Here is a 24309-nt window from a genome sequence, read left to right as displayed (position 1 = left end):
TGCATACACTGTGGGCATGAGCCCCTCCGACTACGCCATCGCCATCGACGTAGCCACCCGTTTCCTCGACGACCAATCCGTACCCGAGGACGGGCGCTTCGTTTTCTCCTACACCATCCATATCCGCAACCACGGCAAGGTGCCGGCGCGCTTGCTGGGGCGCCACTGGATCATTACCGACGCCAACGGCAAGGTGCAGGAAGTGCGCGGCGAAGGCGTGGTCGGCGAACAGCCCTGGCTGCGTCCGGGCGACGATTTCGAATACACCTCCGGCGCGGTTCTGGAAACCGCACTGGGCACCATGCAGGGAAGCTACGACATGCTCGCCGACGACGGCACGCGCTTCGACGCGCCCATAGCGGCCTTCACCCTGTCCGTTCCGCGCACGGTGCACTGAGGGACCCCGCGTGAGCGTTTGGGCCATCGGCGACCTGCAAGGCTGCTACGACGCTACCCAGCGCCTGCTGGAGCGTCTGCGTTTCGATCCGGCCGTGGACAAACTGTGGTTCTGCGGCGATCTGGTCAACCGCGGCGGCCAATCGCTGGAAACCCTGCGCCTGGTGCATTCGCTGCGCGCCAACAGCGTGGTGGTGCTGGGCAACCACGACCTGTCGCTACTGGCCATAGGCGAACGCACGCCCGACGAGCAACGCAAGGTCAACGCCGACCTGCAGCGTGTGGTCCTGGCCGACGACCGCGACGAACTGCTGACCTGGTTGCGGAAGCAGGAACTGGCCCACGTGGATCGCGAGCTGGGTTGGATGATGATCCACGCCGGGCTGGCGCCGAAATGGACCACAGCCCTGGCGGAGAAGCACGCGCGCGAAGTCGAAAAGCAACTGCACGGCGACGGCTACCGCAAGCTGTTCCGCAACATGTACGGCGACAAGCCCAACTGGTCGCCGCAGCTGGGCGGCTACGATCGCGCGCGCGCCATCATCAACGTGCTCACCCGCATGCGCTATTGCACGCCGCGCGGGCGCATGGCGATCGAGGAAAAAGGCGGCCCCGGCACTCAGGCACAAGGCCTGTATCCCTGGTACGAAGTGCCGGGCCGCGCCCAGCGCGATCTGAAGATCGTGTGCGGGCATTGGTCCACGCTGGGCCTGATGATCGGCCATGGCGTGCACGCCATCGATACCGGTGCGGTGTGGGGCGGCAAATTGACCGCCTTGCAGCTGGACACCGACGAGCTGCGGCTGGTGCAGGTGGCCGGGCGGGACGTGCCGCCGCCGGCATGAACCTGCTTCGTGTCAGCGCGATGGTGTCGCTCGCGTTGCTAGCCGCCTGCCGTCCTTCGCCGCCGGAACCATCGCAAGCCGAACCCGTACCTATCACACGCTCCGTCACTGCGGCCGCTGCATCGCCGCCGCTGGTAGCCGCAGCGCGCCGGCAAATAGGCGTGACGCTTCTCTACGATCCGGCTTATGTCGAAATGCCCTACCCCGGCGGCGACGTGCCCGCCGAGCGCGGCGTATGCACCGATGTCATCGTGCGCGCATTGCGTGTTGGCGGTTTGGACCTGCAGCAGTCGATCCACGAAGACATGCGCGCACACTTTGCCGAGTACCCGCAGCAGTGGGGTTTGCAGGCGCCCAACCGCAGCATCGACCACCGCCGCGTGCCCAACCAGATGCGCTGGTTCGAGCGCCAAGGCTGGTCGCGCCCGATCACTGCCAATGCCGCCGACTACGCAGCGGGCGATATCGCCGCGTGGAAGCTGAGCGGCAGCGGCTTGCTGCATATCGGCATCGTTTCCGACCGCAAGGCCTCCGACGGCACGCCGCTGGTCATCCACAACATCGGCAACGGCACGCAGGAAGACGACATTCTGTTTCGGCACCCGGTGATCGGGCATTACCGGCCGGTCCTGAGCGATCTGTAGGTCGGGGCTACGCCCCCGACGTACGTGCAGCCTCAAGCTTCCGAGCGTCGGGGGCGTAGCCCCGACCTACTTCCGTTATTCGCGAACGTAGTCCACGAACTCGAATGCGAACGCGTGGCGCTCGTCCGCCGCATGCGCTTGGCGCGACACCGCCTTCCATTCCGACGCATCGAACGCCGGGAAGAACGCATCCGCATCCTCCACCACCGTTTCGACATGGGTCAGATCCAACCGGTCGGCGAACGGCAGCGTCAAAGCGTATATCTCGCCACCTCCGATGACGCACAACTCAGTCGCCGATTCATCGCCTGCAACTTGCATCGCCTCTTCGATCGACCCCACCGCACGCATGCCGTCGAAAGGCGTCTGCCCCGACCGGGTCAGCACCAGGTTGGTTCTGCCCGGCAACGCGCGCCCCAGCGATTGCGCGGTCTTGCGGCCCATCAGCACCGGCTTGCCCAAGGTCAGCGCTTTGAAGCGCTTCAGGTCGTCGGGCAACCGCCATGGCAGGTCGTTGCCCTTGCCGATCGCATGATTGCGATCCAGCGCCGCCACCAATACGACCGCAGGCCGGGTCATTCGGATTCCAGCGCCTGCTTGAGCTGTCCTTTGGATGCGAAATCCCAATCGCCGCCGTAGCGAACGTCATCCAGGCGCCAGCGCCCTTGTTCGCAGCGCAGCAGCGCCTGGTCCTTCCAACGGAAAGTCTCCGATCCGGTTTCGCTATGCACGAATCCCACCTCGACGACCGCGCCGTCGCCGTTGGCGACCGCGGAAGCCGACTCCAGAGCACTTGGACCTTCGAACAAGCTGGTGAACAGGCTGCCTTCGATGAACTCGGGTTTCTCATCCGGATGGGCGGCGATGAACGCCTGCTGGCGGACGCGTGCCTTCTCCACTGCAGCGCGCATCGACGAAGTCATCAACGGCGCCAGCTTGACCATGCTTTCGCTGGAGGGCAGACCGCTGGAAGCCTCGGCCATGATCCTGGCATAGAAGTCCCGCGCGGCTTGCGCCGCATCGCCACTCCTGCACGCAGTGTCCGCGGCTTGCGGCGCGCTATCCTGCGCGGCGACGGAAGCGCTCTTTTCCGCATGCCGCTGGCAACCGAGCGAGGCCAGCGCAACCAGCGCCAGCGCCGCGATCAGACTGCGACGGGCGCTTTGATGGCCGGCAGCGGGTTGTAGTCGCATATCTCAATATCCCTATAGTCGAACGCAAAAAGATCCGTTATCTCTTTGTTGAGGCGCAAAGTAGGCAAAGGCTGCGGCTCGCGCGCCAGCTGCTCCCGCGCCTGCTCGTAGTGATTGGAATACAGGTGCGCATCGCCCAGCGTGTGCACGAAATCGCCCACGCCCAGTCCGCAGGCCTGCGCCACCATGTGCGTGAGCAGCGCATAGCTGGCGATATTGAACGGCACGCCCAGGAAGATATCGCCGCTGCGCTGGTACAGCTGGCAGCTGAGTTTGCCTTCCACCACGTAGAACTGGAAAAGGGTATGGCACGGCATCAACGCCATCTTCGGCAGGTCGGCCACGTTCCAGGCCGAGACGATCAGGCGGCGCGAATCGGGATTTCGCTTGATCTCTTCCACCACCCATTTTATCTGGTCGATCTCGCCGCCTTCGGCGATGGCCCAGCGGCGCCATTGCTTGCCGTAGACCGGGCCCAGTTCGCCGTTCTCATCGGCCCACTCGTCCCAGATGCCGACCTTGTTTTCCTTCAGGTAGGCGATATTGGTTTCGCCCTTCAGGAACCACAGCAGCTCGTGCACGATGGAGCGCAGATGCAGCTTCTTGGTGGTGACCAGCGGAAAACCTTGGTTGAGATCGAAGCGCATCTGCCAACCGAACACGCTGCGGGTGCCGGTGCCGGTGCGGTCCGATTTTTCCGTGCCCTGATCGAGCACATGCCGCAGCAGGTCCAGGTATTGCTTCATGCTTGCTTCTGCCCTTCATGCGCCTCGGTGGGAACGACCGGCTGCAGAACCGGCGAACGGCGCGACAGCCAGAACAGGAACAGGCCCAGCACGATCAGCGGCAGGCTCAGCAACTGGCCCATGGTCAGCCAACCGAAAGCAAGATAACCGATGCCCTCGTCCGGCACCCGCACGAATTCCACCAGGAAACGGAACACACCGTAGAGCAGCGCGAACATTCCCGAAACCGCATAGCGCGGACGCGGCTTGCGCGAATACCACCACAGCACGCAGAACATCACTAGGCCCTCCAGGAACGCCTGATAGAGCTGCGAGGGATGGCGTGCGAATTTATCCAGGGCGCCGGCGGCGTACTGGGCCTGCAGCTGCGCAGCGTTCAATCCGAGCTTGAGCACATTGGGATCGGTGCTGGGGAAAATCACTCCCCAGCCGGCTTGCGTGTACTTGCCCCACAGCTCGGCGCCGATGAAATTGCCGATGCGCCCGAAACCCAGCCCGGCCGGCACCAGTGGCGCCACGAAATCCATGGTGTCGAAAAAATGCATCTTCTGCTTGCGTGTCCACCAAAGCGCCGCAGCCATCACGCCCAACAGGCCGCCGTGGAAACTCATGCCGCCTTCCCACACCTTGAAGATCATCAAGGGGTTGTCGAGGAATGGACCGAACGAATAGAACAGGATGTAACCGATACGTCCGCCCAGCACCACGCCCAGCATGCCGTAGAAGGCCAGATCCGATAGTCCGTTCATGTCCACGCCCGGCAGACGGCCGGCGCGGATGCGCTGGCGTCCCAGCCACCAGGCGCTGGCGAAGGCCAGCAGATACATCAGGCCGTACCAGTGGATCTTGAGCGGGCCGAGAGAAAGCGCGATCGGGTCGATCTGGTGGAGGTAGGTCATGTGGCCTGCGAAGGGTTGGGCAAGACCCTATTTTGCCCGAGTACCGCAGCCAGCGCCCGACTTGTAGGAGCGGGCCCTGCCCGCGACGCTCTGCGCGTGATGCCTGCCAAGCAAGAGCGTCGCGGGCAGGGCCCGCTCCTACAAAGACGACAAACCGTTAATCCAGGATCAGCGGCAGGTTGGGCAGTTCGTCGTGGTCGGGCGTGCCGTCGATCTGGGGGAAATGCTCGGCCAGCAGGTCCGATACCGCCTCGATACCCCGGACCACCGCCTGCTCCGGCTCGCCGGCCTGCATGCGTTCCTCCATCAGCAGGCAGACGCCGCGCCATTGTTCGGCGCTGACCAGGCCATTCAGGCCGCGGTCGGCCACGATCTCGATGCGGTGATCGGCCAGCAGCAGATAGATCAGCACGCCGTTGTTGGCTTCGGTATCCCAGGCGCGCAAGCGCGCGAAGGCGGCCTCGGCGCGGGCGCGCGCCTGTACGCCGCGCAGCACCATGCCGGGAGAAAGTTCCGATTCGACCGCAAACAGGATTTCGCCGCGGTGCCGCAGTTCGCCCGCGGCAATCGCATCGGCGATCCGGTGCAGGCTGTCCTCGGGAAACAAATGGTGCGCCGAGCGCGCGAAGACGTGGCGGAGAAGTCGCATCACCAGCTCCCCGAGGCACCGCCGCCGCCGGACATGCCGCCACCGCCCGACCAGCCGCCACCCCCACCGCCGAAACCGCCGCCGCCGCCGAAACCACCCCCACCCCAGCCGCCGCCGCCGAACCCACCCCAGCCGCCGTGGCGGGCGTAGCGCCCCGCCGAAACCGACATCAGCCCATAAATCAGCCCGAAGAACCCGGCCAGGCCGGCTAATGGAATGATCGAAGACAGCAGCCAGGCGACTCCGCCGGCCGCACCGCCGGTGAACAGGCTACGGAGGCCCTTGGGCGCCTTGCCGAACACCCCGCGCACCAGGGTGGCCGCGATGAAGGCCGCGAACAGGGCGAACAGCCAATCGCCGCCGCCATCGTTTCCTCTTCCGCGGTTGTCGCTGACCGGCGCCGGCAAGGGCTCGCCGTCGATCAGCTTGACCAGCTGCGCGGTGGCATCGGCGATGCCGCCGCCGTAGTCGCCGGCGCGGAACTTGGGCGCCAGGTATTCCTGGATGACGCGATTGGCGATGGCATCGGGAATGGCGCCCTCCAGCCCATAACCGGTCTGGATGCGCACACGGCGGTCGTCCTTGGCCACGACCAGGATCACCGCATCGTCCACCGCTTCGCGGCCCAGCTTCCATTGGTCGAACACGCGCTGGGTGTATTGCTCGATGGTTTCCGGTTGCGTGCTGGGGATCATCAGCACCTGCAGCTGGCTGCCCTTGCGCTGCTGCAGGGCCAACGCCTGTTGTTCGAGCTGCTGCTTCTGTTCCGCACTAAGCGTGCCGGTGGCGTCCACCACCGGCGAAGTCAGCGCAGGAATCGCCGCCATCTGCTGCGCCCTCGCGGACACGCAGGCGAACAGCAGCAAGGCGAGCGCGAGCGCGCGTCGCAGCATGTCGATCAGCTATCCGCCACCGGTCAATTGCCGGGCGCAGGCGCAGGCGGCGGTGCGGGCGGAGCCGGCGGGGGCGGCGTGTTGCCGAAATCCACCGCGGGCGCTTCGGAAATCTGCGCCTCGTTCTCCACCGTGAAGTTGGGCTTCTCCTTGTAGCCGAACAACTTGGCGGTGAGGTTCTGCGGGAACGAGCGCACGAAGGTGTTGTAGCCCTGCACGGTTTCGATATAGCGGCCGCGCGCCACGGTGATGCGGTTCTCGGTGCCTTCCAGCTGCGCCTGCAGATCGCGGAAGGACTGGTCGGATTTCAGGTTGGGATAGTTCTCGGTGACCACCAGCAGGCGCGACAGCGCGCTGGACAGCTCGCCCTGCGCGGCCTGGAACTGCTGCAGCGAAGCGGCATCGTCGGCATTGACCTGGATCTGGCCTACCTTCGCGCGCGCATTGGTCACATCGGTCAGCACCTTGGCCTCGTGCTGCGCATAACCCTGCACAGTCTTGACCAGGTTCGGAATCAGGTCGGCGCGGCGCTTGTACTGGTTCAGCACCTCGGACCAGCCGGCCTTGACCGCCTCGTCCTTCTGCTGGATGGCGTTGTAGCCGCAGCCCGACAGCAGCGCGACCAGACCGAGTATCAGGAACGAACGCGAAAGCAGGCGCATGGCGGAAGTCCTTCCGGTTGGATTGGGGCCATTGCAGCACCGCGCCGGCCCCGGCGCAACTGCCGGGACGCCTCCTTGTAGAGCCGAGCTTGCTCGGCTGCCATGAATACCGTAGGTCGGTCCTAGGTGGCCGACGGGCGCTGTCGTCCATCAAGTACGTCGGGGACGTAGCCCCGACCTACGAGCAGTTGCGCGTAAAGGTAGCCGAGCAAGCTCGGCTCTACGAATACCGGTTACGGCACGATGGGATGCTGGTGCTGCGCGCCGCGGCGGCGCATCAGCAGGTTCAGCCATTCGACCATGACCGAGAAGCCCATGGCGAAGTAGATGTACGGTTTGGGCACATGCACTTCAAGACCGTCGAGGATCAGCACCACGCCGATCAGCACGATGAAGGCCAGCGCCAGCATCTTGATGGTCGGGTTGGCGTCGATGAAACGGCCCAGCGGATTGGCCGCCAGCAGCATCACCGCCACCGCCAGCAGGATCGCGGCCACCATCACCGGGATGTGCTGCGCCATGCCCACCGCGGTGATCACCGAATCCAGCGAGAAAACGATATCGATGATGGCGATCTGCAGGATCACCATGGCGAACACGCCCGAAGCCCTGGTGGTATTGGGATCCTCGTCGTGGCCGCCGGTGATCAGCTCGCGGATTTCCATGCTGCCTTTCACCAGCAGGAAGATGCCGCCCAGGATCAATACCAGATCGCGCACCGAGATGCCCATGCCGAATACGCTGAACAGGTCGTGCTGCATGCGCGCCAGGAACGCCAGCGATATCAGCAGCGCGATGCGCGTGATGCAGGCCACCGCGATGCCGAACTTGCGGGCCACGTCGCGCTGGTGCTCCGGCAACTTGCCCACGGCGATGGAAATGAACACCAGGTTGTCGATGCCCAGCACGATTTCCAGCGCACTCAGGGTGACCAGGGTGAGCCAGACGTTGGGGTCGGCGAGAAATTCGAAACTCATCGTCAATCAATCCTTCAAAGCGAAAAAAGTCGCGGGCCCAGAATCAGGCCCCAGCACAGCAATACGTTCATCATCAGCACGAACACGGCAGCCGAGCCCATGTCCTTGGCGCGCCCGGCCAGTTCGTGGAACTCGGGACCGTAGCGTTCGATCACCGCCTCCACCGCCGAATTGAGCAATTCGGCCGACAGCACCAGCAGGCAGCTGCCGATCAGCACGGCGCGTTCGATGCCGCTTTGTCCCAGCCACAGCGCCAGCGGCGCCAGTACGGCCAGCAGGTAGCATTCCAGGCGGAACGAGGATTCGTGCAGCCAGGCGGCCTGCAGGCCTTGGAAGGACCAGACCGTCGCCTTCAGTATCCTGCCGGGCCCGCGTGGCAGATGCCCTTTTTCATCGGCCATGTTGAAAAAGCTCAGCGGAAATGGGCATGGGCTGGGAGGAATTCGCGGGTGAGGCGTCGATTTTGCCACAAGGTGGCTGCCGCCACCCGATTTGCGCCGGCCGGCGCGGGCTGTTTCACTAGCTAAAACCATAGGACCCGTCTCTGATGCTGCTACTGCGTCATCTTGTTCTCGCCAGCCTGCTGACCCTGCTGACCGCCTGCGCCAGCGCTCCACCCGCCCCCCAGGGCCCGCCGCGCATTCCCGAGCAGGTCTCCAAGGCCGACTGGGAACAGGACATGCAGCGCTTCGCGGCCCAGGATGCGGCATCCCCGCCGCCGCGGCATGGCGTGGTCTTCGTCGGCAGTTCGTCGATCCGGTTGTGGGAGACGCTGGCGGCCGATTTTCCCGGCGTACCGGTGATCAATCGCGGTTTCGGGGGATCCGAACTGCGCGACAGCACTTTCTATGCCGACCGCATCGTGATTCCGTATGCGCCCAGGCAGATCGTGCTCTACGCGGGCGAAAACGATCTTCAGATGGGCCGTACGCCACAGCAGGTGGTGGCCGATTTCCGCACTTTCGTCGAGCGCGTGCGCCGCGATCTGCCCAAGGTGCGCATCGCCTACATCTCCAACAAACCCAGCCCCTTGCGCGCAGGGTTGCTGGAGGCGCAACGGCAGGCCAACGCTCTCATCAAGACCGAGGCGGCACGGTTGCACGTCGATTACATCGACGTTTTCACTTCCATGCTCGATGCGAACGGCCAGCCGCGCGGAGAACTCTTCGTCGAAGACCGGCTGCATATGAATCGCGCCGGCTACGAACTGTGGCGGCAGAAGGTCGCCCCTTATCTGACCGGCCATTGAAGTCCGCCGGTAACGAATCCGTAACCCGATCAGGCATAGATTCCCGGCTCTCGCACCGCATAAGGAGCCAGGACATGACCGTGAACTACATTCCCGACGGCTACCACACTGTCACCGCTTACCTGATGGTGGACGATGCCGCCAAGGCGCTGGATTTCTATCGCGACGCGTTCGGTGCCGAAGAGCTCTTTCGCCTGCCCATGGGCGACAAGATCGGCCATGCCGAGATCATGATCGGCGACACCCACCTGATGCTGGCCGATGAATTTCCCGAGATGGACGCGCTGGGACCGCACAAGCGCGGCGGCGCGACCACCAGCTTTATGATCTATGTCCCCGATGCCGATTCGGCTTACGACAAAGCCGTAAAAGCGGGAGCGAAAGCGGACCGTCCACTGAAGGACGAATTCTGGGGCGACCGCATCGGCACGGCGATCGATCCGTTCGGCCACAAGTGGTCGTTGGCCACGCATAAGGAAGAGGTGCCGCCGGAAGAAATGCAGCGGCGCATGGAAAATTGGAGCAAGCAGCAATAGGAGCCATTGCGCAAGCTTCCGTCGAAACGCCGGCCGGGTGCCGATAAATGCAGAAGGCCCGGCTTTGGCCGGGCCTTCTGGCAAAGAGCATGCAACCGCGAATCAGAAGCCGGTCGTATTGAGACGGCCGCCGGTCACTGTCTTGTTCTGCAGGGAAGCCGTCGGCACCGTATTGGCAAGAATGGCGGCCTTGATATCGGCAGCGGTCGCGCCCGGACGCGTCGAGGCGTACAGGGCGACAGCGCCGGTGACGTGTGGCGTCGCCATGGAAGTGCCGCTATAGCTCGCGTAGCTGGAGATCAGCGAACCCTTCGAGCTCTTGGGAACGGTCGACCAGATTGCCGAACCCGGCGCACCCAGATCCACCGTGGTCTTGCCCCATTGCGAGAAGCTCGACAAAGCGCCGGTATTGGTGATCGACGCTACGGCGATGACGTTCGCATTGGGATAATTGGAGGGATAGCTGGCGGTGGCGTCGTTGTCGTAGGCATCGTTGCCAGCTGCGGCCACGAACAGGATGTTGGCGGTATTGGCGCGGCCGATGGCGTCCTGCAACGCCTGCGAGAATCCACCGCCGCCCCACGAATTGTTGGTGGCGACGATGTTCAGGCCGTGCCTGGTCTTGAGGTCATTGAAATAATCGATGGCCTTGATCGCATTGGCGGTGGTGCCTCCGCGGCGGCCCAGGAATTTTCCGCTGATCAGCTTGACGCCGCTCCAGCAAACGCCCGCGACGCCCTTGGCGTTGCCGCCGACGCCGGCGATGGTGCCCGATACATGGGTGCCATGGTCGTCGTTGGCGCCGCCCGAATTGATGTTGTTGCTGTTGCCGTCGAAGTCCCAGCCGCGCACGTCGTCGATGTAGCCGTTGCCGTCGTTGTCGATGCCATCGGCCGGATCGTAGGGATTGGTCCAGATATTGGCGGCGAGGTCTTCATGCTGGTAGTAGATGCCTTCGTCGATCACGCCCACGATCACGTTGCCGCACGAAGTGTGGCCGCCGGCCCAGCTCTCCGCCGCCTGGGAACCGTATTGGTTGGCCGGCGAGGAACCGTCGCCGTACATGCCCCACAGCGAACCGTTGGTGTAGTAAGTGTCGTTGGAGGTCGCCTGATGCTGGTAAGTCCAGTTCGGCTCTGCGTATTCCACTGCAGGATCGTCGCTGATCGCGCTGACGGCCGCGGCGATATCCAGGCCGGGGGGAAGCCTGAGCAGCGCTAGCTCGCCCTTCTTCGAGTTGCCGGCGCGCACGGTTTCCAGCTTCTGCGCTCCCAATCCCTGGTTCAACGCTTGCCGATCGGTCGCGCTGGCACCGTCGCGATATTTGACGAGCAATTCGCCGCTTGCATGCGCGCGACCATTGCCCAGCGACTGCAACACCAGATCAGGGCGTCCACCTGCCTGGACCGTGAAAGAAGTCCCCAGTGCGATCAATACCGAGCCCGCCAGCAAACCGAAACGATGCTTACCCTTCATGAGTGACGCTCCGTGTTGAATTTCGACCGCCCGGAATGGACGGCCTACCGGCAACCTAAGTCATCCATGGTGCTCATGCAATGGCGCTGCGACGGAATTTGTGCCCGGCTGTGGAAAATATTTCTCTGAACGCGCGTCTCACATTAAGAGGTAACCGTTTCCACTGCACCCGCACGCTAAATGGGCGGCATGGATGGGACGACGGCGCTTCGCGACACTCAGCGTGACGCCATGTCTGTGTGTTAGTCGCCCTGAAGAAATATCGCCGTGCCGCGCGAGCCGTCCGTTGCGATCCAGCCGCGATACATGCCCGCCGTACTGAACGGCATGGCGATGTTGCCGTCGCGATCCACCGCGATGGCGCCGCCGTCGCCGCCCAGTTCCGGCACGCGCTGCAGGATCACCGCTTCGGCCGCCGCCGCCAGAGTGGCGCCGCCGTACGCCATGCGCGCGGCGATGTCGTGCGCGACGGCATTGCGGATGAAGAATTCGCCCCAGCCTGTCCCGGACACCGCACAACGTTCGTCGGCCCAGGTGCCGGCGCCGATCAGCGGCGAATCGCCGACGCGTCCATAGCGTTTGTTGGTCATGCCGCCGGTGGATGTAGCGGCGGCAAGATTTCCTTGCGAATCCAGCGCCACAGCGCCCACGGTGCCGAAGTACTTCCCGCGCAGGCTCTCGTCGCCCGCCTCGGTGCGTTCGCGCGTCTGTTCCTGGTCGAGCTGCGCACGGCGCGTGTCGGTGTCGAACCAGTGGTTGGCCACGCGTTCGATCTGCGGCTGGGCGTCGGCGAAGCGCTCGGCTCCGGCGCCGATCATCATCACGTGCGGCGACTGTTCCATCACCGCGCGGGCGAGCCGCACCGGATTGCGGATGGTTTCCACGCCCGCCACCGCGCCGGCGCGGCGCGTTTGTCCTTCCATGATCGACGCATCCAGCTCATGTTTTCCATCGGCGTTGTATACCGAGCCCTTGCCGGCGTTGAAACGCGGCGATTCTTCCAGGGCGACGACGGCCGCTTCGACCGCATCGAGCGCGCTGCCGCCGTTGGCGAGGATGCTTCGCCCGGCTTCGAGCGCGGCATCCAGGTCGGCGCGGATCGATGCTTCTTCGACGGCGGAAAGCTGGTCGCGCTCGATCACGCCAGCGCCGCCGTGGATGGCGAGTGCGAAAGGGCGGGGCGGGTTGTTCATCGAGCGCATCGGCAGGGAGTCGATGCGAAGGATAACTGATGCCGAACGCGTTGTAGGAGCTGCGTAAGCTGCGACCTGTTGTGCTTGGCCCCGAGTAGAGAGTGAGTTCACTCTTTCCGGTCGCAGCTTACGCAGCTCCTACAACATGCCTTACTGTTGGCGTAGGGCTTCTATGGGATCGAGTTGCGAGGCCTTTCTGGCCGGGTAATAGCCGAAGAACAGGCCGGTGGCGATGGAGAACGCCGCCGCCAGCGCCACCACCTGTCCGTTGAGCACGATGGGCAGTTCGCTGAACTTGCCCACCAGCAGCGCGCCCACCACGCCGATCACGATCCCGATCACCCCGCCGATCAGCGAGATCAGCATGGCTTCGGCCAGGAACTGCCGGCGCACGTCCGAAGGTCCCGCGCCCACCGCCATGCGCAGGCCGATTTCGCGGATGCGTTCGGTTACCGACACCAGCATGATGTTCATGATGCCGATGCCGCCGATGATCAGGCAGATGGTGGCCACCGCGCCCAGCAGTTTCGACATCAGGTTGGTGGTGGCGGTGCGCGTGGCGACGATCTCGGAGATGTTGCGCACGTTGAAATCGTCGTCCTCGCCAGGCGCTATCTTGTGCCGCTGGCGCAGCAGCGCTTCCACCTCGCCCTGCGCGTATGTCAGGTCCTTGGCATCGGCCACGGTCAAAGCGATCTGCATCACCGCGCCCGACGGCAGGCCCATGGCGCCCATCAGCCGGCGGCGTCCGGTTTCCAGCGGAACCATGACCACGTCGTCCTGGTCCTGGCCGAAGCCGCCCTGTCCTTTCGGCTTGAGCGTGCCGACCACGGTGAACGGCACCCGTCCCAGGCGGATGGTCTGGCCGACGCCCGGATCGTCGCCGAACAGCGTACGCCGCACGGTTTCGCCCAGGATCACCACTTTGCCGGCGCTGGTGTAATCCTGCGCATCGAAGCCCTCGCCGTTGGCGATGGTCCAACCGTTGATATCGAAGAAATCGCTCTGCACGCCCTGCCAGCTGGTGGAAGCGTTGTTTTCGGCGTACACCACCTGGGTGTTGCCGCGCAGCGCGCCGGCCACGTACTGCACTTCCGGAATTTCGCTGCGGATCGCCTCGGCATCGCCTTCGTTCAGGGTGAAGAAGCTGCTGGCGCTCATGCGCGCGCCGCCGCCGCCGCGGCCCGCACCCGGCGAAATGTCCAGGCGTTGCGAACCCAGCCCGGACACCATCTTGTCGATCTCGGCCTGCGTGCCCTGCCCCACCGACACCATCACGATCACCGCCGCGATGCCGATGATCACGCCCAGCGAAGTCAGCGCGCTGCGCATCCAGTTACCGCGCAGGGCGTGGATGGCGGTGCGCAGGATATCGGTGAAATTCATGCCGTACCCTCCGCGTGAAGCTCGCCGTCGCGCATCACGAAAGTACGGTCCGCATGCGCGGCCACTTCGGCGTCGTGGGTGATCAGCACCACCGTGTGGTCGTCGTCGCGCAGTTGCTTGAACAGGGCCAGGATCTCCTCACCGGTCTTGCTGTCCAGCGCGCCGGTGGGTTCGTCGGCCAGCAGGATCGGCGGACGGTTGATCAGCGCGCGCGCGATGGCCACGCGCTGTTGCTGGCCGCCGGAAAGTTCACTGGGACGGTGCGACGAACGCTCGCCCAATCCCACCGACGCCAAAGCCTCCTGCGCGCGCCGCGTGCGCTCTGCCGGCTTCACCTGTGCATAGCCTAGCGGCATGGCGACGTTCTCCAGCGCGCTCATCCGCGGCAACAGGTTGAAACCCTGGAACACGAAGCCGATCTTGTCGCGGCGCAGCTCCGCCAACTCTTCGGCATCCAGCGTGGACACGTCCACGCCATCGCATTCGTAGGTTCCGGAAGTAGGCGTATCCAGGCAGCCGATCAGATTCATCAGAGTGGATTTGCCCGAGCCCGACGGCCCCATGATGGCCACGAAATCACCGCGCCCGATGCGCAGGTCCACGCCCTGCAGGGCGGCGACCTCGGCCTCGGTGCCGGGCGAATAGATCTTGGAAAGCGCGCGGGTCAGGATGACCGGCGTGTCGGCGGCCTTTGCAGAGGATGGCGCGCTCATTCCTTGGCGCGCTCGCCGGTGATGATCTGGTCGCCTTCCTTCAAACCGCCGCCGGAGACCTCGGTGGCAGTGCCGTCGCTGGCGCCGATGCGCACCATCAGCGTCTCGGGCTTGCCATCGACCAGCCGGTAGATCGAGGCGCGCTTGGCATTGAGCAACGCGCCCAGCGCGGCATCCCATCGCTGCTTCTGCGCATCGTCCAGACCGGCACGAAACGCAGCGAAGTCCTGCTGGAAGCGCTCGGCCATGCGCTGACGCATTTGCGCCTGCATGGCGCCCGCGCCGCTACCGCTGCCGATCACGACCATGCCTTGCGGACCGCCACGGCCGCCGCCGAACATGCTGTTGCCGCCCTGCGCCACCTGCGCCTGACGCGCGGCCTGGCGTTCGCGGACCGCCGCCACTGCCGCGTCGAATGCGGCCTGCTGCTGCGGGTTGACCTTGAGCTCGGCGACCGTACGCGCCAGATCGTCGGTGATGCCGCTGCCGCCGGCGCGCTGCGGGCCCTGCGCCGGCGGTTGAGCCGCGCCGGTACCGTTCGCCGTCGGCTTGTAGCGCAGCGCCGCATTGGAGACCTTCAGCACTTTGTCGCGCTTGCTGACTTCGATCTCCGCGTTGACGGTCAGGCCAGGCAGCAGCGTACCGTCGCTGTTGTCGACGGTGACCACCACTGGATAAGTCACCACATTGTTCGTGGTGGTGGCCGCCAACCGCACCTGCTCCACCTTGCCTTTGAACTGGCGGTCGGCGAACGCATCGGCGGTGAAGGAAACCACCTGCCCCACTTTGACCTGGCCAATGTCCGATTCGTCCACGGCCAGCTCGATCTTCATCTTGCTCAGATCCTCGGCGATGGTGAACAGCTCCGGCGCCGAGAAGTTGGCGGCCACCGTCTGCCCCGGCTCGATGGTGCGGGTCAGCACCACGCCGTCCACCGGCGAAGTGATCACCGTGCGTTGCAGGTTGACCCGCGTGGTCTGGGTGGAAGCGGTCTGCTGACGGATCTGCGCCTGCGAGGAATTGACCTGCGCGCGCGCCTGGTCCAGCGCCGACCGGGCCAGATCGACATCGCTCTGGGCGACCAGCTTCTGCTTGCCCAGGTCCGCCTTGCGCTGGTAATCCAGTTCGGCGTTGCGAAGCGTCGCCCGCGCCTGCGCCAGGGAAGCGCTGGCGCTGGCGATCTGCGCCGTGCCCTGTTCGATCTGCGCCTCGTAGGTGCTGGGGTCGATGCGGGCCAGCACATCTCCCTTTTTCACCTGGCTATTGAAGTCGACCAGCACATCGGTGACCTGGCCGGAAATCTGGCTGCCTACGGTGACCGTGGAAATGGCGCTCAAGGTGCCCGTCGCCGAGATCGCGACGCGGATGTCGCCGCGTTCGACCGGCGTGGTCCGGTACGCGCCCTCGGCCGCTTTGGTTTCGCGGTTGTCCCAGTACCACAAGCCCGTCGCGAGCAGAATGAGCGCACCTGCGGCGAGCGCGATCCTTGAAGCCAGCTTGCGGGAGTTCGGGGCGCTGCGTCGCGTCTGGCTCATGCGGAAGTCGGGACCTGGGAAAGTGGGAGTTCGGGCAATTAACGCACGGCTGCGGTCATCGTTGACAGCATGGGCGTGGCCTCAGTTCCCGGGTCGCGCCGCGTTCATCCCAGGCTCAAGTCGCGAAAACGGATGGTGGCGGTGGTGCCAGCGCCCATCGTGCTTTCCAGCTCGATCTTCCAGCCGAAGCGATCGCACAGGCGCTGTACGATCGACAGCCCCAGGCCCGTTCCCTGCGGACGCGAGGGATCGGCCCGGTAGAACGGCTCGAAGGCGCGCGCCATCGAATCCCCGCTCATGCCGATGCCGGTGTCGCGGACGATGACCCGGTCCTGCTCCAGGATCACGTCGATGCGTCCCCGGTCGGTATAGCTGCACGCATTGCGCAGCAGGTTGCTGATGACCACCTGCATGACCCGCGGCGGCGCGTGCAGGCGCGGCTTGGCGTTGCAGGTCACTTCCAGATCCACATGCTTGCCGATCAGCAGCGCGCGCGCATTGTCCGCTTCGTCCAGCAGGATGTCGGCCAATTCGAAATCTTCGCTCTGCGGCTCCACCTCGTTCTCGCGCGCCAGGATCAGGAAGGCGTCGATCACCGCCTCCATGTCGCGCCCGGCGCGCTGTATGCGTTGCAGGGAGCGCGCCACCCGCGGAGAGGATTCTTCGGCCATGGCCATGTCGCTGGCCACCCGGATCACGGTCAGGGGAGTGCGCAGTTCGTGGCTGGCATCGCGGGTGAAGTCGCGCTCGCGCGCCACGTGCGCGGATACGCGATGGGCGAGCCCGTGCAGCGCCGATGCGAGCTGGCGGGCCTCGCCCTGCACGTCGGGCGGCAGCTTGTCGGGGGCCAGCTTGCTGACGTCCGGATGGCGCGGATCCCATTGCGTGACCTGCCGGGCCAGCCAGGTGACCGGGGAAATCAGGCGCTTGGAGGCGCGGTAGGTCAGCCAGGAAACGAAATAGATGGTGACCAGGGTCAGGATGATAGGCAGCGTGCCGAAATAGAACGCCAGGCGCGTGGCTTGCGAGCGCAGGAATACCAGGTACAGACGGCCTTCGGGTTTCTCATCGACCAGCACCAGCAGGTCGTCGTCCTTTAGTTCGTGGAAGCCGGGCTTGAGCGCGCGCAGGTTTTCCGGAAGCAGCAGATTGGAACGCCCGCGCAGCACCAGATAGCCGCGCATGTTGTAGGTATTGGGCGGCGGTTGGGCCTCGGAGGCGCCGTAGAGGTCCCAGAAATGCGCGGCCTCTTCCTGCAGGGCCGCGTTGATCAGGCTCTGCTTGATCACCACGGAAACCAGAAAAACGCCCAACACGATCGCCAGGCTGGCCAGCGCCACCTGCACGATGAAGGCGATCCGGATTTTACGTGGCAGCCCCTGCGGCATTTTTCTTTCCGTACCTTTGCGGGCGGCTGCGATCACAGCCGCAGTCAGGCGATATCTGCGATGCGATAGCCCGCGCTCTGCACGGTATGCAGCAGCGGCTTGTCGAAGGGTTTGTCGATCACCTTGCGCAGGTTGTACAGGTGGCTGCGCAGCGTATCCGAATCGGGCAGGCCGTTGCCCCAGATCTCACGTTCGATCTCCTGCCGGGTGACCACGCGCGGCGATTCGCGCATCAGGATGGTCAGCAGGCGCAAACCTATGGGCGACAACATCAGTTCCGAACCTCCGCGCGTGGCCCGCATACTCACCGGGTCAAGCACCAGGTCCGCAACCTTCAATACTTCGGCGCCCACCTGGCGGCGCTCGCGCCGGATCAGCGCGCGCAGCCGCGCTTCCAGTTCCTGGATGGCGAAGGGCTTGGTGAGGTAGTCGTCCGCACCGGAACCGAGCCCGGTCAATTTGTCGTCCAGCGTGTCACGGGCGGTCAACATCAATACAGGGGTGGATTTGCGCGCCTCGTTACGCAGCCGGCGGCAAACTTCCATGCCGTCCATGCGCGGCAGCATCAGGTCCAGCACCAGCACGTCGTAACTGTTTTCGACCGCAAGCCGGTAGCCGTCCAGGCCGTCGGTGGCGTAATCCACCTCGAAACCCCGGCCCTCCAGATATTCCCCGATCATCTCCGAGATGTTGCGGTTGTCTTCCACCACCAGCACAAGCCCGGCCGTTTCCTGTGTATGACGCATGCCGTCTCCTTTATCGCTTCAGGTTTGTGAAGCTACCCGCTCGCAAGTTGACGCCATGTGAAGGCGGGGCCGCCACGACAAGCAGGTAGGCTAGTCACTCCTCTCATCCATCCGGCCCCCATGACCGCACGCCTCCTGCCCCTGCTGTTGCTGCTCGGCTCGAATATCTTCATGACCTTCGCCTGGTACGGGCACTTGAAGTACAAGAGCTCGCCCCTGATCGTGGCCATCCTGGCCAGTTGGGGCATCGCGTTCTTCGAATACACGCTGATGGTGCCGGCCAATCGGCTGGGCAGCAGCGTTTACACCGTGGTGCAGCTGAAGACCATCCAGGAAATCCTGACCCTGGTGGTTTTCGCGGGATTTTCGGCCTGGTACCTGGGCCAGCCGCTGAAATGGAACCACTACGCGGCGTTCGCGCTGATCGTGGGCGCGGCCTTTTTGATGTTCTACGAACCCGCCGCCGCTACAGCCTGATCTTGCCGGTCAGGATGTCCTTGAACATCACCCAGTCGCCGGCGAACGAATAGAACGGGTGCTTGAAGGTGGCCGGCCGGTTCTTCTCGAAGAAGAAGTGCCCGACCCAGGCGAATCCATAGCCGCAGAACAGTGCGCCCAATGCCCACCAGGGATTGCCGGTGAACATCGCCGTCGCCAGCAATACCAATACCCCCCAGCTGCCGATGAAATGCAGCCGGCGCGAGATGCGGTTGCGGTGCTCTTCCAGGTAGAACGGGTAGAACTCGCGGAAGCTGGCGAAACGGTTCATGGCTTGCACCGGAGGCGGTTGGCACCAGCGGATGATGCGGGCGCCGGCCGGCGAGTACAACACCTCATCGGCGGTCGGCAATGAACCTCGAAGGCGTAGCCGACTTGTCGGGCACCTCCACGAGGCCGCGGACTGGTGAGCATCCGGAGACAAAAAGCCCGTTCGTGGTGAGCCTGTCGAACCACGCCTTTCGCGGGGAAAACCAAGTCATCGTGCAATGAAACAGATCGCACAGAGCGTGGTTCGACAGGCTCACCACGAACGGATTATTTGCCCCGGCCTTTCCATGTCATTCCTGCTTATGCTCTATGGTCTTGGCGCGATTCCAATAGGCCTCCTGCTGGTCCAGGGGCAACCGGGACAGATGGACGCTGTCGTCGGCCGCCAGGGACTCCATCGATCGGAAACGCCGCTCGAACTTGAGGTTGGCATGCCGAAGTGCGGCGCCCACATCGACCTTGGCATGCCGCGCAAGGTTGGCGCAGACGAACAGGACATCGCCGATCTCGTCCTGGAGCCGTTCGTGGTTGGCCTGCGCATCGCCGCGCGCGAACTCCGCACGCACCTCCTCTATTTCTTCGTGCAGTTTGGCGATCACCGGATCCGGGCCGGGCCAGTCGAAACCCACGCGCGCGGCACGCGATTGCAATTTGACCGCACGCTGCCATTCCGGCATGCCGCGCGATACCCCTGCGAGCGCAGAGGTATCCGCATCGCCCGCCGCCTCGCGTTCGCGGCGTTTCTGCGCTTCCCACTCACGGGTCTGCGCTTCGGCGTCCTCGACACTGGCGTCCGCGAAGACGTGCGGGTGCCTGCGCGTCATCTTGTCGCAGATCGCAGCGACCACATCCTCGAACGCGAATGCGCCCTGCTCTTTCGCCATCTGTGCATGGAACACCACCTGCAGCAGCAGGTCGCCCAGTTCGTCCTTGAGGTCGGCTAGGTCGTTGCGGTCGATCGCATCGGCGACCTCGTAGGCCTCTTCGATGGTGTAGGGCGCGATGCTGGCGAAGTCCTGCTCTATGTCCCAGGGGCAGCCGTTTTCGCGGTCGCGCAAGCGAGCCATGATGGTGAGGAGGTCGTTGATGTCTGGCGCATTCATCGAGGGCAATTGTTCGGATAGTTTCTGGAAGGCTGTTAACGAAGGCAGAAAAGGTCAACAATCCATGATGTCATCCCAGCGAACGCTGGGATCCATCTTGATCTTGCCTTTGCTTTCTTAAATCTGAAGCAAAAGCGTTTCGCGCTACGCGCGAGTCACTTTTCTTTGAACGGCAAAGAAAAGTAACCAAAAGAAAGCCGCCCTAACGTCGCGCCCGGCGATGAAGCCGCCGGGTCCGCAAGCGGAACAGGAATTTTTGGAAGCAGCATCCTGCTGCTCCAAAAACGGCGCACATCCTTGTGCGCCGCCCCTGCGGGGTTTACCTGCCCCGCTTGCCGCGTCTCACGGGTCTAAATAGAAAAAGCAAAAGCCTAGAGCCAAGACTTCCAAGGCAACTCCGGATCGCCCAATGCCAGGAAATCGCCATTGAGCAAAGTCGGACGCTGGTTGTAGCGAAACGCCCTGCCATCCGGCGCGATGACCGCCCCGCCCGCCGCTTCCAGCACGCATTGCGCCGCAGCCGTATCCCATTCCGAGGTCGGCCCGAAACGCGGATACACATCCAGGCTGCCCTCGGCGATGCGGCAGAATTTCAGCGAAGAACCCAGGCCGATGGTCTCGGCATCGCCGATACGGGCCAACAGCGCATCGGTGCGCGGATCGCGATGCGAACGGCTGGCGGCGACCCGCAGCGTTCCGGTCGCCGGCGCGCGCGTCCGCAACTCCACATCGACTTCGCCGTCGCGCCGATAGGCCTGCTGGCCGAGCGCGCCGTGCCACAAAGCGCCGCCGACCGGAGCCAGGACCACCCCGAACACCGCCACGCCGCCGTCTATCAGTGCGATGTTCACGGTGAACTCGCCGTTGCGTTTGACGAACTCGCGAGTGCCGTCCAGCGGGTCGACCAGCCAGTAGCGCGTCCAGTGCCGGCGCGTTTCCCAGGGGATATCCGCTGCTTCCTCGGACAGGACCGGCCAATCGGGGGTCAGCCTTTGCAGGCCATCGACGATGGCGTGGTGGGCGGCCATGTCGGCGGCGGTCAACGGGCTGGCGTCGGATTTGCGTTCGACCTCGAACGCCTTTGCATAGACCTGCATGATCGCCGCACCCGCTTCGCGCGCGATCACGATCACCGCTTCCTGCAGGTCGGTGGTTACCGGAGAACTCATGATGGATTCCTCAGCCATTCGCGCGCTATGAACAAGGCCGCCAGCGAGCGTCCTTCGGAAAAATCCTCGCGCAGCATCAATTCGTCCAGCGCATCGAGTTTCCACGGCACCACTTCCAGCTCCTCCGGCTCGTCGCCCGGCAGGCGCTCGGGGTAGAGATCGCGCGCCAGCACCAGCCACGACTGGTGGCTCATGTAAGTGGGGGCTAGGCTCATGGCCCGCAGCACGTCGATGCGGCGCGAACCGTAGCCGGCTTCTTCCTTCAATTCGCGATCGGCGGCCTGTGCCGGGGTTTCCCCGGCATCGATCCGGCCTTTGACCAGGCCCAGCTCGTAGCGGTGCACGCCCGCGGCGTATTCGCGCACCAGCAGTACAGTGTCATCGTCCAGCATCGGCACCACCACCACGGCGCCATGGCCGTGCGGCTTCTGCCGGTGGAAGTGCCGGCGCTCGCCGTTGCTGAATTCCAGATCCAGCACTTCCACCGTGCGGTCGGAGGGGCCTTCGGTACGCTCGGTGATGGAGTGGATGACAGGCAGGCGGCGGTTCATCGGCCAATCCCGGTGCGTATGATGTGCGGATGCAGGAAAAAGATCATGGAACACAAATGCTAACAGAGGCCGACGACTGGCGTTCGCGTGATTTGTCGGTGTTGTGGCACCCCTGTACGCAAATGCGCGAGCACCCGGACACCTTGCCGCTGGTGCCGATAGAACGCGGCGAAGGCGCCTGGCTGGTGGGTTACGACGGGCGCCGGTACCTGGATGCGGTGAGCAGCTGGTGGACCAATTTGTTCGGCCACAGCGAACCGCGCATCGCGAACGCGATCTCGCGCCAGGCACAGACGCTGGAACAGGTGATGCTGGCCGGCTTCTCGCACGCGCCGGCGGTGCGGCTGGCCGAACGCCTGCTGGAACTTGCACCGCGGCAGGGCGGACGCAAGCCGCTGGCCAAAGTGTTCTACGCCGACAATGGCTCGGCGGGCGTGGAAGTGGCCCTGAAAATGGCGTTCCACTATTTCCACAATCGCGGCGAGCACCGGCGCACCAAGTTCATCGCTCTGGAGAACGGCTACCACGGCGAGACTATCGGTGCATTGTCGGTAGGCGACATCCCGCTATACCGACGCGTCTACGCGCCGTTGCTGAGCGAAGCCCTGTTCGCGCCCTCCCCAGACGCGTATCTCGCCGAGCCAGGCGAGTCGCCCGCCGCCCGCGCTGCGCGCGCGGCGGACGCCCTGGCCGATCTGCTGGACCTGCACCCTGGCGAGATCTGCGCGATGATCGTCGAACCGCGCGTGCAGTGCGCGGGCGGCATGCGCATGCACGACCCCGCGTATCTGGCGCGCGTGCGCCAGCTTTGCGACGCTCATGGCGTGTTCCTGATCGCCGACGAGATCGCGGTGGGCTTCGGCCGCACCGGGCCGATGTTCGCCAGCCAGGAAAGCGGCGTGATGCCGGACCTGATGTGCCTGTCCAAAGGCCTGACCGGCGGCTTCCTGCCGCTGGCTGCGGTGCTGGCCACGCAGGAAATCTACGACGCGTTCCTGGACGATTCGCGCGAACGCGCGTTCCTGCACTCGCACAGCTACACCGGCAACCCGCTGGCCTGCGCGGCGGCGCTGGCGACCCTGGATATTTTCGAAAGCGACGGCGTGCTCGCCCGCAACCGGGCCACGGCCGCCAGGATGGGCGAGCTTGCGGCCGAGCTCGCCTCGCATGCGCAGGTCGCCGACGTGCGTCAGGCGGGAATGATCGTGGCCTTCGAACTCACCCGCAACGGCGACAAGCGCAATCCCTTTCCCTCGCAACAACGGGTCGGCTTGAAAGCCTACCGCGCGGCGCTGGAGCACGGCGTGGTCCTGCGCCCGCTCGGCGATGTGCTGTACTGGATGCCCCCGTACTGCGTGGACGACCAGCAGCTGCGATCGCTGGCCGCGGTCACCCGCATCGCCATCGACGAGGCCACCGCATGAGAGTCACCCGCTGCCATGTGGACATGCCGTTGCCGGTCGGTTCCAGAACCGTGCTGCCGGAATCTGCCGCCAACCACCTTGTGCGGGTCCTGCGCCTGCGCGAGGGCGACGGATGTGTGCTGTTCAATGGCGACGGCAACGACTGCGACGCGCGTATCGCGGTTGCAGGCAAGCGCGAGGTCACCGTCGAAATCCTCGGCCTGCGTCCGGTCGGGAACGAATCCCCGTTCCGCATCACCCTGCTGCAAGGCATCGCGCGTGGCGAGAAAATGGACCTGATCCTGCAGAAGGCGACCGAGCTGGGCGCGGCCGCTATCGCGCCGGTGCTGGCAGAGCGCACCGAAGTGAAGCTGGATGCCGAACGTACCGAGAAGCGCATGGCGCATTGGCGCAGCGTCATCGTGTCGGCCTGCGAACAAAGCGGCCGCGCGATCATCCCGCAGCTTGGCGCGCCCGCCACTCTGGCCGATGCGGCCCGGGCGAGCGTGGATGCATTGAAGCTGACGCTCGACCCGGTGGGCGAACACACGCTTGCCTCGCTGCCAGCGTCCGCCTCCTCCGCCACGCTGGCCATCGGCCCCGAAGGCGGCTGGTCGCCGCGCGACCGCGAAACCTTGCGGGCGGCGGGCTATACCGGTCTGCGCCTGGGGCCGCGCGTGCTGCGCACCGAAACCGCGGGTCTTGCGGCCATCGCCGCGCTGCAATCCAGATTCGGCGACCTGTAGGTCGGGGCTACGTCCCCGACGCGGAAATCCTGATCATCACGTACACCCCGCGTGGCGACCGCCCGCTCAAAACCAGTTCGCAAGCTCTTCGGCGCTCAAGCCGCCATCGTGATTCTGATCGACCAGTTTGAATTTGCCTTGCAGCTCGTTACCGGCAGGTAGCTCGTCGCGGCTTAACTTGCCGTCGCCGTTCTTGTCCAGTGCGGCGATTTGCGCCCGGTACTTCTCGATACTCGGCGATTGCGCAGGTTGGCCCCAGCGCACCGTCACCGGGCCGGTCGCGGTCTGCAATTGTTTGGCATTGGGCAACGTCGATTCCTGCGTCCAGGCTGGCCCCGCCATCAGCAGAATCGGCAGCGAAAGGATCAAGGCGGATATCGGTTTCTTCATCGCTCGTCTCCACGTTGAGTGGTGAGCGAAGGCTCGCGCCGCGCTTGGAAACC

28 protein-coding genes and 1 pseudogene are annotated in these 24309 nt (G+C 64.5%); 8 read left to right on the top strand and 21 right to left on the bottom strand.

Annotated features, from left to right (window positions below):
* The first annotated feature begins 16 nt into the window (after positions 1-16).
* The 3 genes and pseudogenes from apaG (at position 17) to BLR66_RS13265 (ending at position 1885) form a co-directional block, all read left to right on the top strand.
* A complete protein-coding gene (gene apaG / locus BLR66_RS13275; protein WP_093287451.1) occupies positions 17-397 on the top strand; it encodes a Co2+/Mg2+ efflux protein ApaG in 381 nt (126 codons plus the stop codon).
* Positions 398-407: 10 nt separating this feature from the next.
* A pseudogene (locus tag BLR66_RS13270) lies at positions 408-1229 on the top strand (symmetrical bis(5'-nucleosyl)-tetraphosphatase); the annotation flags it as partial.
* Between the two features lie 8 nt (positions 1230-1237).
* The gene (locus BLR66_RS13265) at positions 1238-1885 is read left to right on the top strand and encodes a DUF1287 domain-containing protein (protein ID WP_093287445.1); all 648 of its coding nucleotides are present in this window, start codon (positions 1238-1240) and stop codon (positions 1883-1885) included.
* Between the two features lie 75 nt (positions 1886-1960).
* On the opposite strand, the gene BLR66_RS13260 is transcribed toward BLR66_RS13265, so the two are convergent.
* The 9 genes from BLR66_RS13260 to BLR66_RS13220 all read right to left on the bottom strand — a co-directional run bounded on the left by BLR66_RS13260 (position 1961) and on the right by BLR66_RS13220 (position 8305).
* Positions 1961-2464, bottom strand: coding sequence for a dihydrofolate reductase (locus BLR66_RS13260; RefSeq protein WP_093287441.1), 504 nt, complete (start codon positions 2462-2464; stop codon positions 1961-1963).
* Positions 2461-3078 (bottom strand): YqhG/Tai3 family protein, encoded by a 618-nt coding sequence (locus BLR66_RS13255; protein ID WP_093287438.1) that lies wholly within the window; start codon positions 3076-3078, stop codon positions 2461-2463. The genes BLR66_RS13260 and BLR66_RS13255 overlap by 4 nt, the downstream gene beginning before the upstream one ends.
* Complete coding sequence (locus BLR66_RS13250; RefSeq protein WP_093287435.1) at positions 3030-3824, bottom strand: thymidylate synthase; 795 nt, start codon at positions 3822-3824, stop codon at positions 3030-3032. Before BLR66_RS13250 ends, BLR66_RS13255 begins: the two co-directional genes overlap by 49 nt.
* Entirely contained in the window at positions 3821-4723 is a 903-nt protein-coding gene (lgt, locus tag BLR66_RS13245) for a prolipoprotein diacylglyceryl transferase (RefSeq protein ID WP_093287431.1), read from the bottom strand. The genes BLR66_RS13250 and lgt overlap by 4 nt, the downstream gene beginning before the upstream one ends.
* A gap of 157 nt (positions 4724-4880) precedes the next feature.
* Positions 4881-5372: a TPM domain-containing protein gene (locus tag BLR66_RS13240; RefSeq protein ID WP_093287426.1), complete on the bottom strand. Its 492-nt coding sequence runs from the start codon at positions 5370-5372 to the stop codon at positions 4881-4883.
* Positions 5372-6265, bottom strand: coding sequence for a TPM domain-containing protein (locus BLR66_RS13235; RefSeq protein ID WP_176943868.1), 894 nt, complete (start codon positions 6263-6265; stop codon positions 5372-5374). Before BLR66_RS13235 ends, BLR66_RS13240 begins: the two co-directional genes overlap by 1 nt.
* 23 nt (positions 6266-6288) lie before the next feature.
* The gene (locus BLR66_RS13230) at positions 6289-6927 is read right to left on the bottom strand and encodes a LemA family protein (protein ID WP_093287421.1); all 639 of its coding nucleotides are present in this window, start codon (positions 6925-6927) and stop codon (positions 6289-6291) included.
* Positions 6928-7160: 233 nt separating this feature from the next.
* Positions 7161-7904 carry a TerC family protein gene (locus BLR66_RS13225; RefSeq protein WP_093287416.1) on the bottom strand — a complete coding sequence of 248 codons (744 nt, stop codon included), beginning with the start codon at positions 7902-7904 and terminating at the stop codon, positions 7161-7163.
* A gap of 14 nt (positions 7905-7918) precedes the next feature.
* Positions 7919-8305, bottom strand: a complete 387-nt coding sequence (locus BLR66_RS13220) for a diacylglycerol kinase (protein WP_093287411.1) — start codon at positions 8303-8305, stop codon at positions 7919-7921.
* A 155-nt stretch (positions 8306-8460) separates the two neighbouring features.
* Between BLR66_RS13220 and BLR66_RS13215 the strand changes: the two genes are divergently transcribed.
* Entirely contained in the window at positions 8461-9153 is a 693-nt protein-coding gene (locus tag BLR66_RS13215; RefSeq protein WP_255402595.1) for an SGNH/GDSL hydrolase family protein, read from the top strand.
* A gap of 74 nt (positions 9154-9227) precedes the next feature.
* Positions 9228-9689 (top strand): VOC family protein, encoded by a 462-nt coding sequence (locus BLR66_RS13210; protein WP_093287401.1) that lies wholly within the window; start codon positions 9228-9230, stop codon positions 9687-9689.
* A gap of 102 nt (positions 9690-9791) precedes the next feature.
* Here BLR66_RS13210 and BLR66_RS13205 read toward each other — a convergent pair whose 3' ends face one another.
* From BLR66_RS13205 to BLR66_RS13175, 7 genes are all read right to left on the bottom strand, one after another.
* Positions 9792-11165, bottom strand: a complete 1374-nt coding sequence (locus BLR66_RS13205; RefSeq protein WP_093287396.1) for a S8 family serine peptidase — start codon at positions 11163-11165, stop codon at positions 9792-9794.
* A 242-nt stretch (positions 11166-11407) separates the two neighbouring features.
* Positions 11408-12358 (bottom strand): isoaspartyl peptidase/L-asparaginase family protein, encoded by a 951-nt coding sequence (locus BLR66_RS13200; RefSeq protein ID WP_255402564.1) that lies wholly within the window; start codon positions 12356-12358, stop codon positions 11408-11410.
* Positions 12359-12508: 150 nt separating this feature from the next.
* A complete protein-coding gene (locus BLR66_RS13195) occupies positions 12509-13744 on the bottom strand; it encodes an ABC transporter permease (RefSeq protein WP_093287388.1) in 1236 nt (411 codons plus the stop codon).
* On the bottom strand, positions 13741-14457 hold the full coding sequence (locus BLR66_RS13190) for an ABC transporter ATP-binding protein (RefSeq protein WP_093287383.1): 717 nt from the start codon (positions 14455-14457) through the stop codon (positions 13741-13743). Before BLR66_RS13190 ends, BLR66_RS13195 begins: the two co-directional genes overlap by 4 nt.
* Positions 14454-15992, bottom strand: a complete 1539-nt coding sequence (locus tag BLR66_RS13185) for an efflux RND transporter periplasmic adaptor subunit (protein WP_093287378.1) — start codon at positions 15990-15992, stop codon at positions 14454-14456. Before BLR66_RS13185 ends, BLR66_RS13190 begins: the two co-directional genes overlap by 4 nt.
* A gap of 104 nt (positions 15993-16096) precedes the next feature.
* Positions 16097-17380, bottom strand: a complete 1284-nt coding sequence (locus BLR66_RS13180) for a sensor histidine kinase (protein ID WP_093287373.1) — start codon at positions 17378-17380, stop codon at positions 16097-16099.
* Positions 17381-17424: 44 nt separating this feature from the next.
* Positions 17425-18126 carry a response regulator transcription factor gene (locus BLR66_RS13175; RefSeq protein ID WP_093287368.1) on the bottom strand — a complete coding sequence of 234 codons (702 nt, stop codon included), beginning with the start codon at positions 18124-18126 and terminating at the stop codon, positions 17425-17427.
* 105 nt (positions 18127-18231) lie between these two features.
* On the opposite strand from BLR66_RS13175, the gene BLR66_RS13170 reads away from it, so the two are divergent.
* Positions 18232-18603, top strand: coding sequence for a DMT family protein (locus BLR66_RS13170; RefSeq protein ID WP_176943879.1), 372 nt, complete (start codon positions 18232-18234; stop codon positions 18601-18603).
* Here the strand turns inward: BLR66_RS13170 and BLR66_RS13165 are convergent.
* The 4 genes from BLR66_RS13165 to nudE form a co-directional block, all read right to left on the bottom strand.
* A complete protein-coding gene (locus tag BLR66_RS13165) occupies positions 18593-18895 on the bottom strand; it encodes an Mpo1-like protein (protein WP_093287943.1) in 303 nt (100 codons plus the stop codon). The two genes, BLR66_RS13170 and BLR66_RS13165, sit on opposite strands and share 11 nt — an antisense overlap.
* Positions 18896-19184: 289 nt before the next feature.
* Complete coding sequence (gene mazG, locus BLR66_RS13160; protein ID WP_093287361.1) at positions 19185-19997, bottom strand: nucleoside triphosphate pyrophosphohydrolase; 813 nt, start codon at positions 19995-19997, stop codon at positions 19185-19187.
* A 371-nt stretch (positions 19998-20368) separates the two neighbouring features.
* On the bottom strand, positions 20369-21166 hold the full coding sequence (cysQ, locus tag BLR66_RS13155) for a 3'(2'),5'-bisphosphate nucleotidase CysQ (protein WP_093287358.1): 798 nt from the start codon (positions 21164-21166) through the stop codon (positions 20369-20371).
* Positions 21163-21717 (bottom strand): ADP compounds hydrolase NudE, encoded by a 555-nt coding sequence (nudE, locus tag BLR66_RS13150; RefSeq protein WP_093287353.1) that lies wholly within the window; start codon positions 21715-21717, stop codon positions 21163-21165. The genes cysQ and nudE overlap by 4 nt, the downstream gene beginning before the upstream one ends.
* Positions 21718-21746: 29 nt before the next feature.
* Here nudE and bioA point away from each other — a divergent pair, with 29 nt between their 5' ends.
* A complete protein-coding gene (gene bioA / locus BLR66_RS13145) occupies positions 21747-23141 on the top strand; it encodes an adenosylmethionine--8-amino-7-oxononanoate transaminase (protein WP_093287348.1) in 1395 nt (464 codons plus the stop codon).
* Entirely contained in the window at positions 23138-23866 is a 729-nt protein-coding gene (locus BLR66_RS13140; protein WP_093287345.1) for a 16S rRNA (uracil(1498)-N(3))-methyltransferase, read from the top strand. The genes bioA and BLR66_RS13140 overlap by 4 nt, the downstream gene beginning before the upstream one ends.
* A 66-nt stretch (positions 23867-23932) precedes the next feature.
* On the opposite strand, the gene BLR66_RS13135 is transcribed toward BLR66_RS13140, so the two are convergent.
* The gene (locus BLR66_RS13135) at positions 23933-24235 is read right to left on the bottom strand and encodes an EF-hand domain-containing protein (RefSeq protein ID WP_176943867.1); all 303 of its coding nucleotides are present in this window, start codon (positions 24233-24235) and stop codon (positions 23933-23935) included.
* Positions 24236-24309: the final 74 nt, after the last annotated feature.

The organism is Pseudoxanthomonas sp. CF125, assembly GCF_900104085.1.
In the GTDB taxonomy this organism is placed as follows: domain Bacteria; phylum Pseudomonadota; class Gammaproteobacteria; order Xanthomonadales; family Xanthomonadaceae; genus Pseudoxanthomonas_A.
The sequence above is the reverse complement of the archived record's forward strand: the minus strand, read 5'-3'. Positions and strand labels throughout refer to the sequence as shown.

Excerpts from the sequence above, each read along its gene's own strand:
- BLR66_RS13185 (WP_093287378.1), bottom strand. The coding sequence starts at position 15,992 with ATGAGCCAGACGCGACGCAGCGCCCCGAACTCCCGCAAGCTGGCTTCA.
- mazG (WP_093287361.1), bottom strand. The coding sequence starts at position 19,997 with ATGAATGCGCCAGACATCAACGACCTCCTCACCATCATGGCTCGCTTG.
- bioA (WP_093287348.1), top strand. The coding sequence starts at position 21,747 with ATGCAGGAAAAAGATCATGGAACACAAATGCTAACAGAGGCCGACGAC.
- BLR66_RS13210 (WP_093287401.1), top strand. The coding sequence starts at position 9,228 with ATGACCGTGAACTACATTCCCGACGGCTACCACACTGTCACCGCTTAC.
- BLR66_RS13180 (WP_093287373.1), bottom strand. The coding sequence starts at position 17,380 with ATGCCGCAGGGGCTGCCACGTAAAATCCGGATCGCCTTCATCGTGCAG.
- nudE (WP_093287353.1), bottom strand. The coding sequence starts at position 21,717 with ATGAACCGCCGCCTGCCTGTCATCCACTCCATCACCGAGCGTACCGAA.
- BLR66_RS13235 (WP_176943868.1), bottom strand. The coding sequence starts at position 6,265 with ATGCTGCGACGCGCGCTCGCGCTCGCCTTGCTGCTGTTCGCCTGCGTG.
- BLR66_RS13195 (WP_093287388.1), bottom strand. The coding sequence starts at position 13,744 with ATGAATTTCACCGATATCCTGCGCACCGCCATCCACGCCCTGCGCGGT.
- BLR66_RS13200 (WP_255402564.1), bottom strand. The coding sequence starts at position 12,358 with ATGAACAACCCGCCCCGCCCTTTCGCACTCGCCATCCACGGCGGCGCT.
- BLR66_RS13255 (WP_093287438.1), bottom strand. The coding sequence starts at position 3,078 with ATGCGACTACAACCCGCTGCCGGCCATCAAAGCGCCCGTCGCAGTCTG.
- BLR66_RS13140 (WP_093287345.1), top strand. The coding sequence starts at position 23,138 with ATGAGAGTCACCCGCTGCCATGTGGACATGCCGTTGCCGGTCGGTTCC.
- BLR66_RS13165 (WP_093287943.1), bottom strand. The coding sequence starts at position 18,895 with ATGAACCGTTTCGCCAGCTTCCGCGAGTTCTACCCGTTCTACCTGGAA.
- BLR66_RS13230 (WP_093287421.1), bottom strand. The coding sequence starts at position 6,927 with ATGCGCCTGCTTTCGCGTTCGTTCCTGATACTCGGTCTGGTCGCGCTG.
- BLR66_RS13220 (WP_093287411.1), bottom strand. The coding sequence starts at position 8,305 with ATGGCCGATGAAAAAGGGCATCTGCCACGCGGGCCCGGCAGGATACTG.
- BLR66_RS13225 (WP_093287416.1), bottom strand. The coding sequence starts at position 7,904 with ATGAGTTTCGAATTTCTCGCCGACCCCAACGTCTGGCTCACCCTGGTC.
- BLR66_RS13190 (WP_093287383.1), bottom strand. The coding sequence starts at position 14,457 with ATGAGCGCGCCATCCTCTGCAAAGGCCGCCGACACGCCGGTCATCCTG.
- apaG (WP_093287451.1), top strand. The coding sequence starts at position 17 with ATGAGCCCCTCCGACTACGCCATCGCCATCGACGTAGCCACCCGTTTC.
- lgt (WP_093287431.1), bottom strand. The coding sequence starts at position 4,723 with ATGACCTACCTCCACCAGATCGACCCGATCGCGCTTTCTCTCGGCCCG.
- BLR66_RS13260 (WP_093287441.1), bottom strand. The coding sequence starts at position 2,464 with ATGACCCGGCCTGCGGTCGTATTGGTGGCGGCGCTGGATCGCAATCAT.
- BLR66_RS13205 (WP_093287396.1), bottom strand. The coding sequence starts at position 11,165 with ATGAAGGGTAAGCATCGTTTCGGTTTGCTGGCGGGCTCGGTATTGATC.
- BLR66_RS13175 (WP_093287368.1), bottom strand. The coding sequence starts at position 18,126 with ATGCGTCATACACAGGAAACGGCCGGGCTTGTGCTGGTGGTGGAAGAC.
- cysQ (WP_093287358.1), bottom strand. The coding sequence starts at position 21,166 with ATGAGTTCTCCGGTAACCACCGACCTGCAGGAAGCGGTGATCGTGATC.
- BLR66_RS13265 (WP_093287445.1), top strand. The coding sequence starts at position 1,238 with ATGAACCTGCTTCGTGTCAGCGCGATGGTGTCGCTCGCGTTGCTAGCC.
- BLR66_RS13250 (WP_093287435.1), bottom strand. The coding sequence starts at position 3,824 with ATGAAGCAATACCTGGACCTGCTGCGGCATGTGCTCGATCAGGGCACG.
- BLR66_RS13240 (WP_093287426.1), bottom strand. The coding sequence starts at position 5,372 with ATGCGACTTCTCCGCCACGTCTTCGCGCGCTCGGCGCACCATTTGTTT.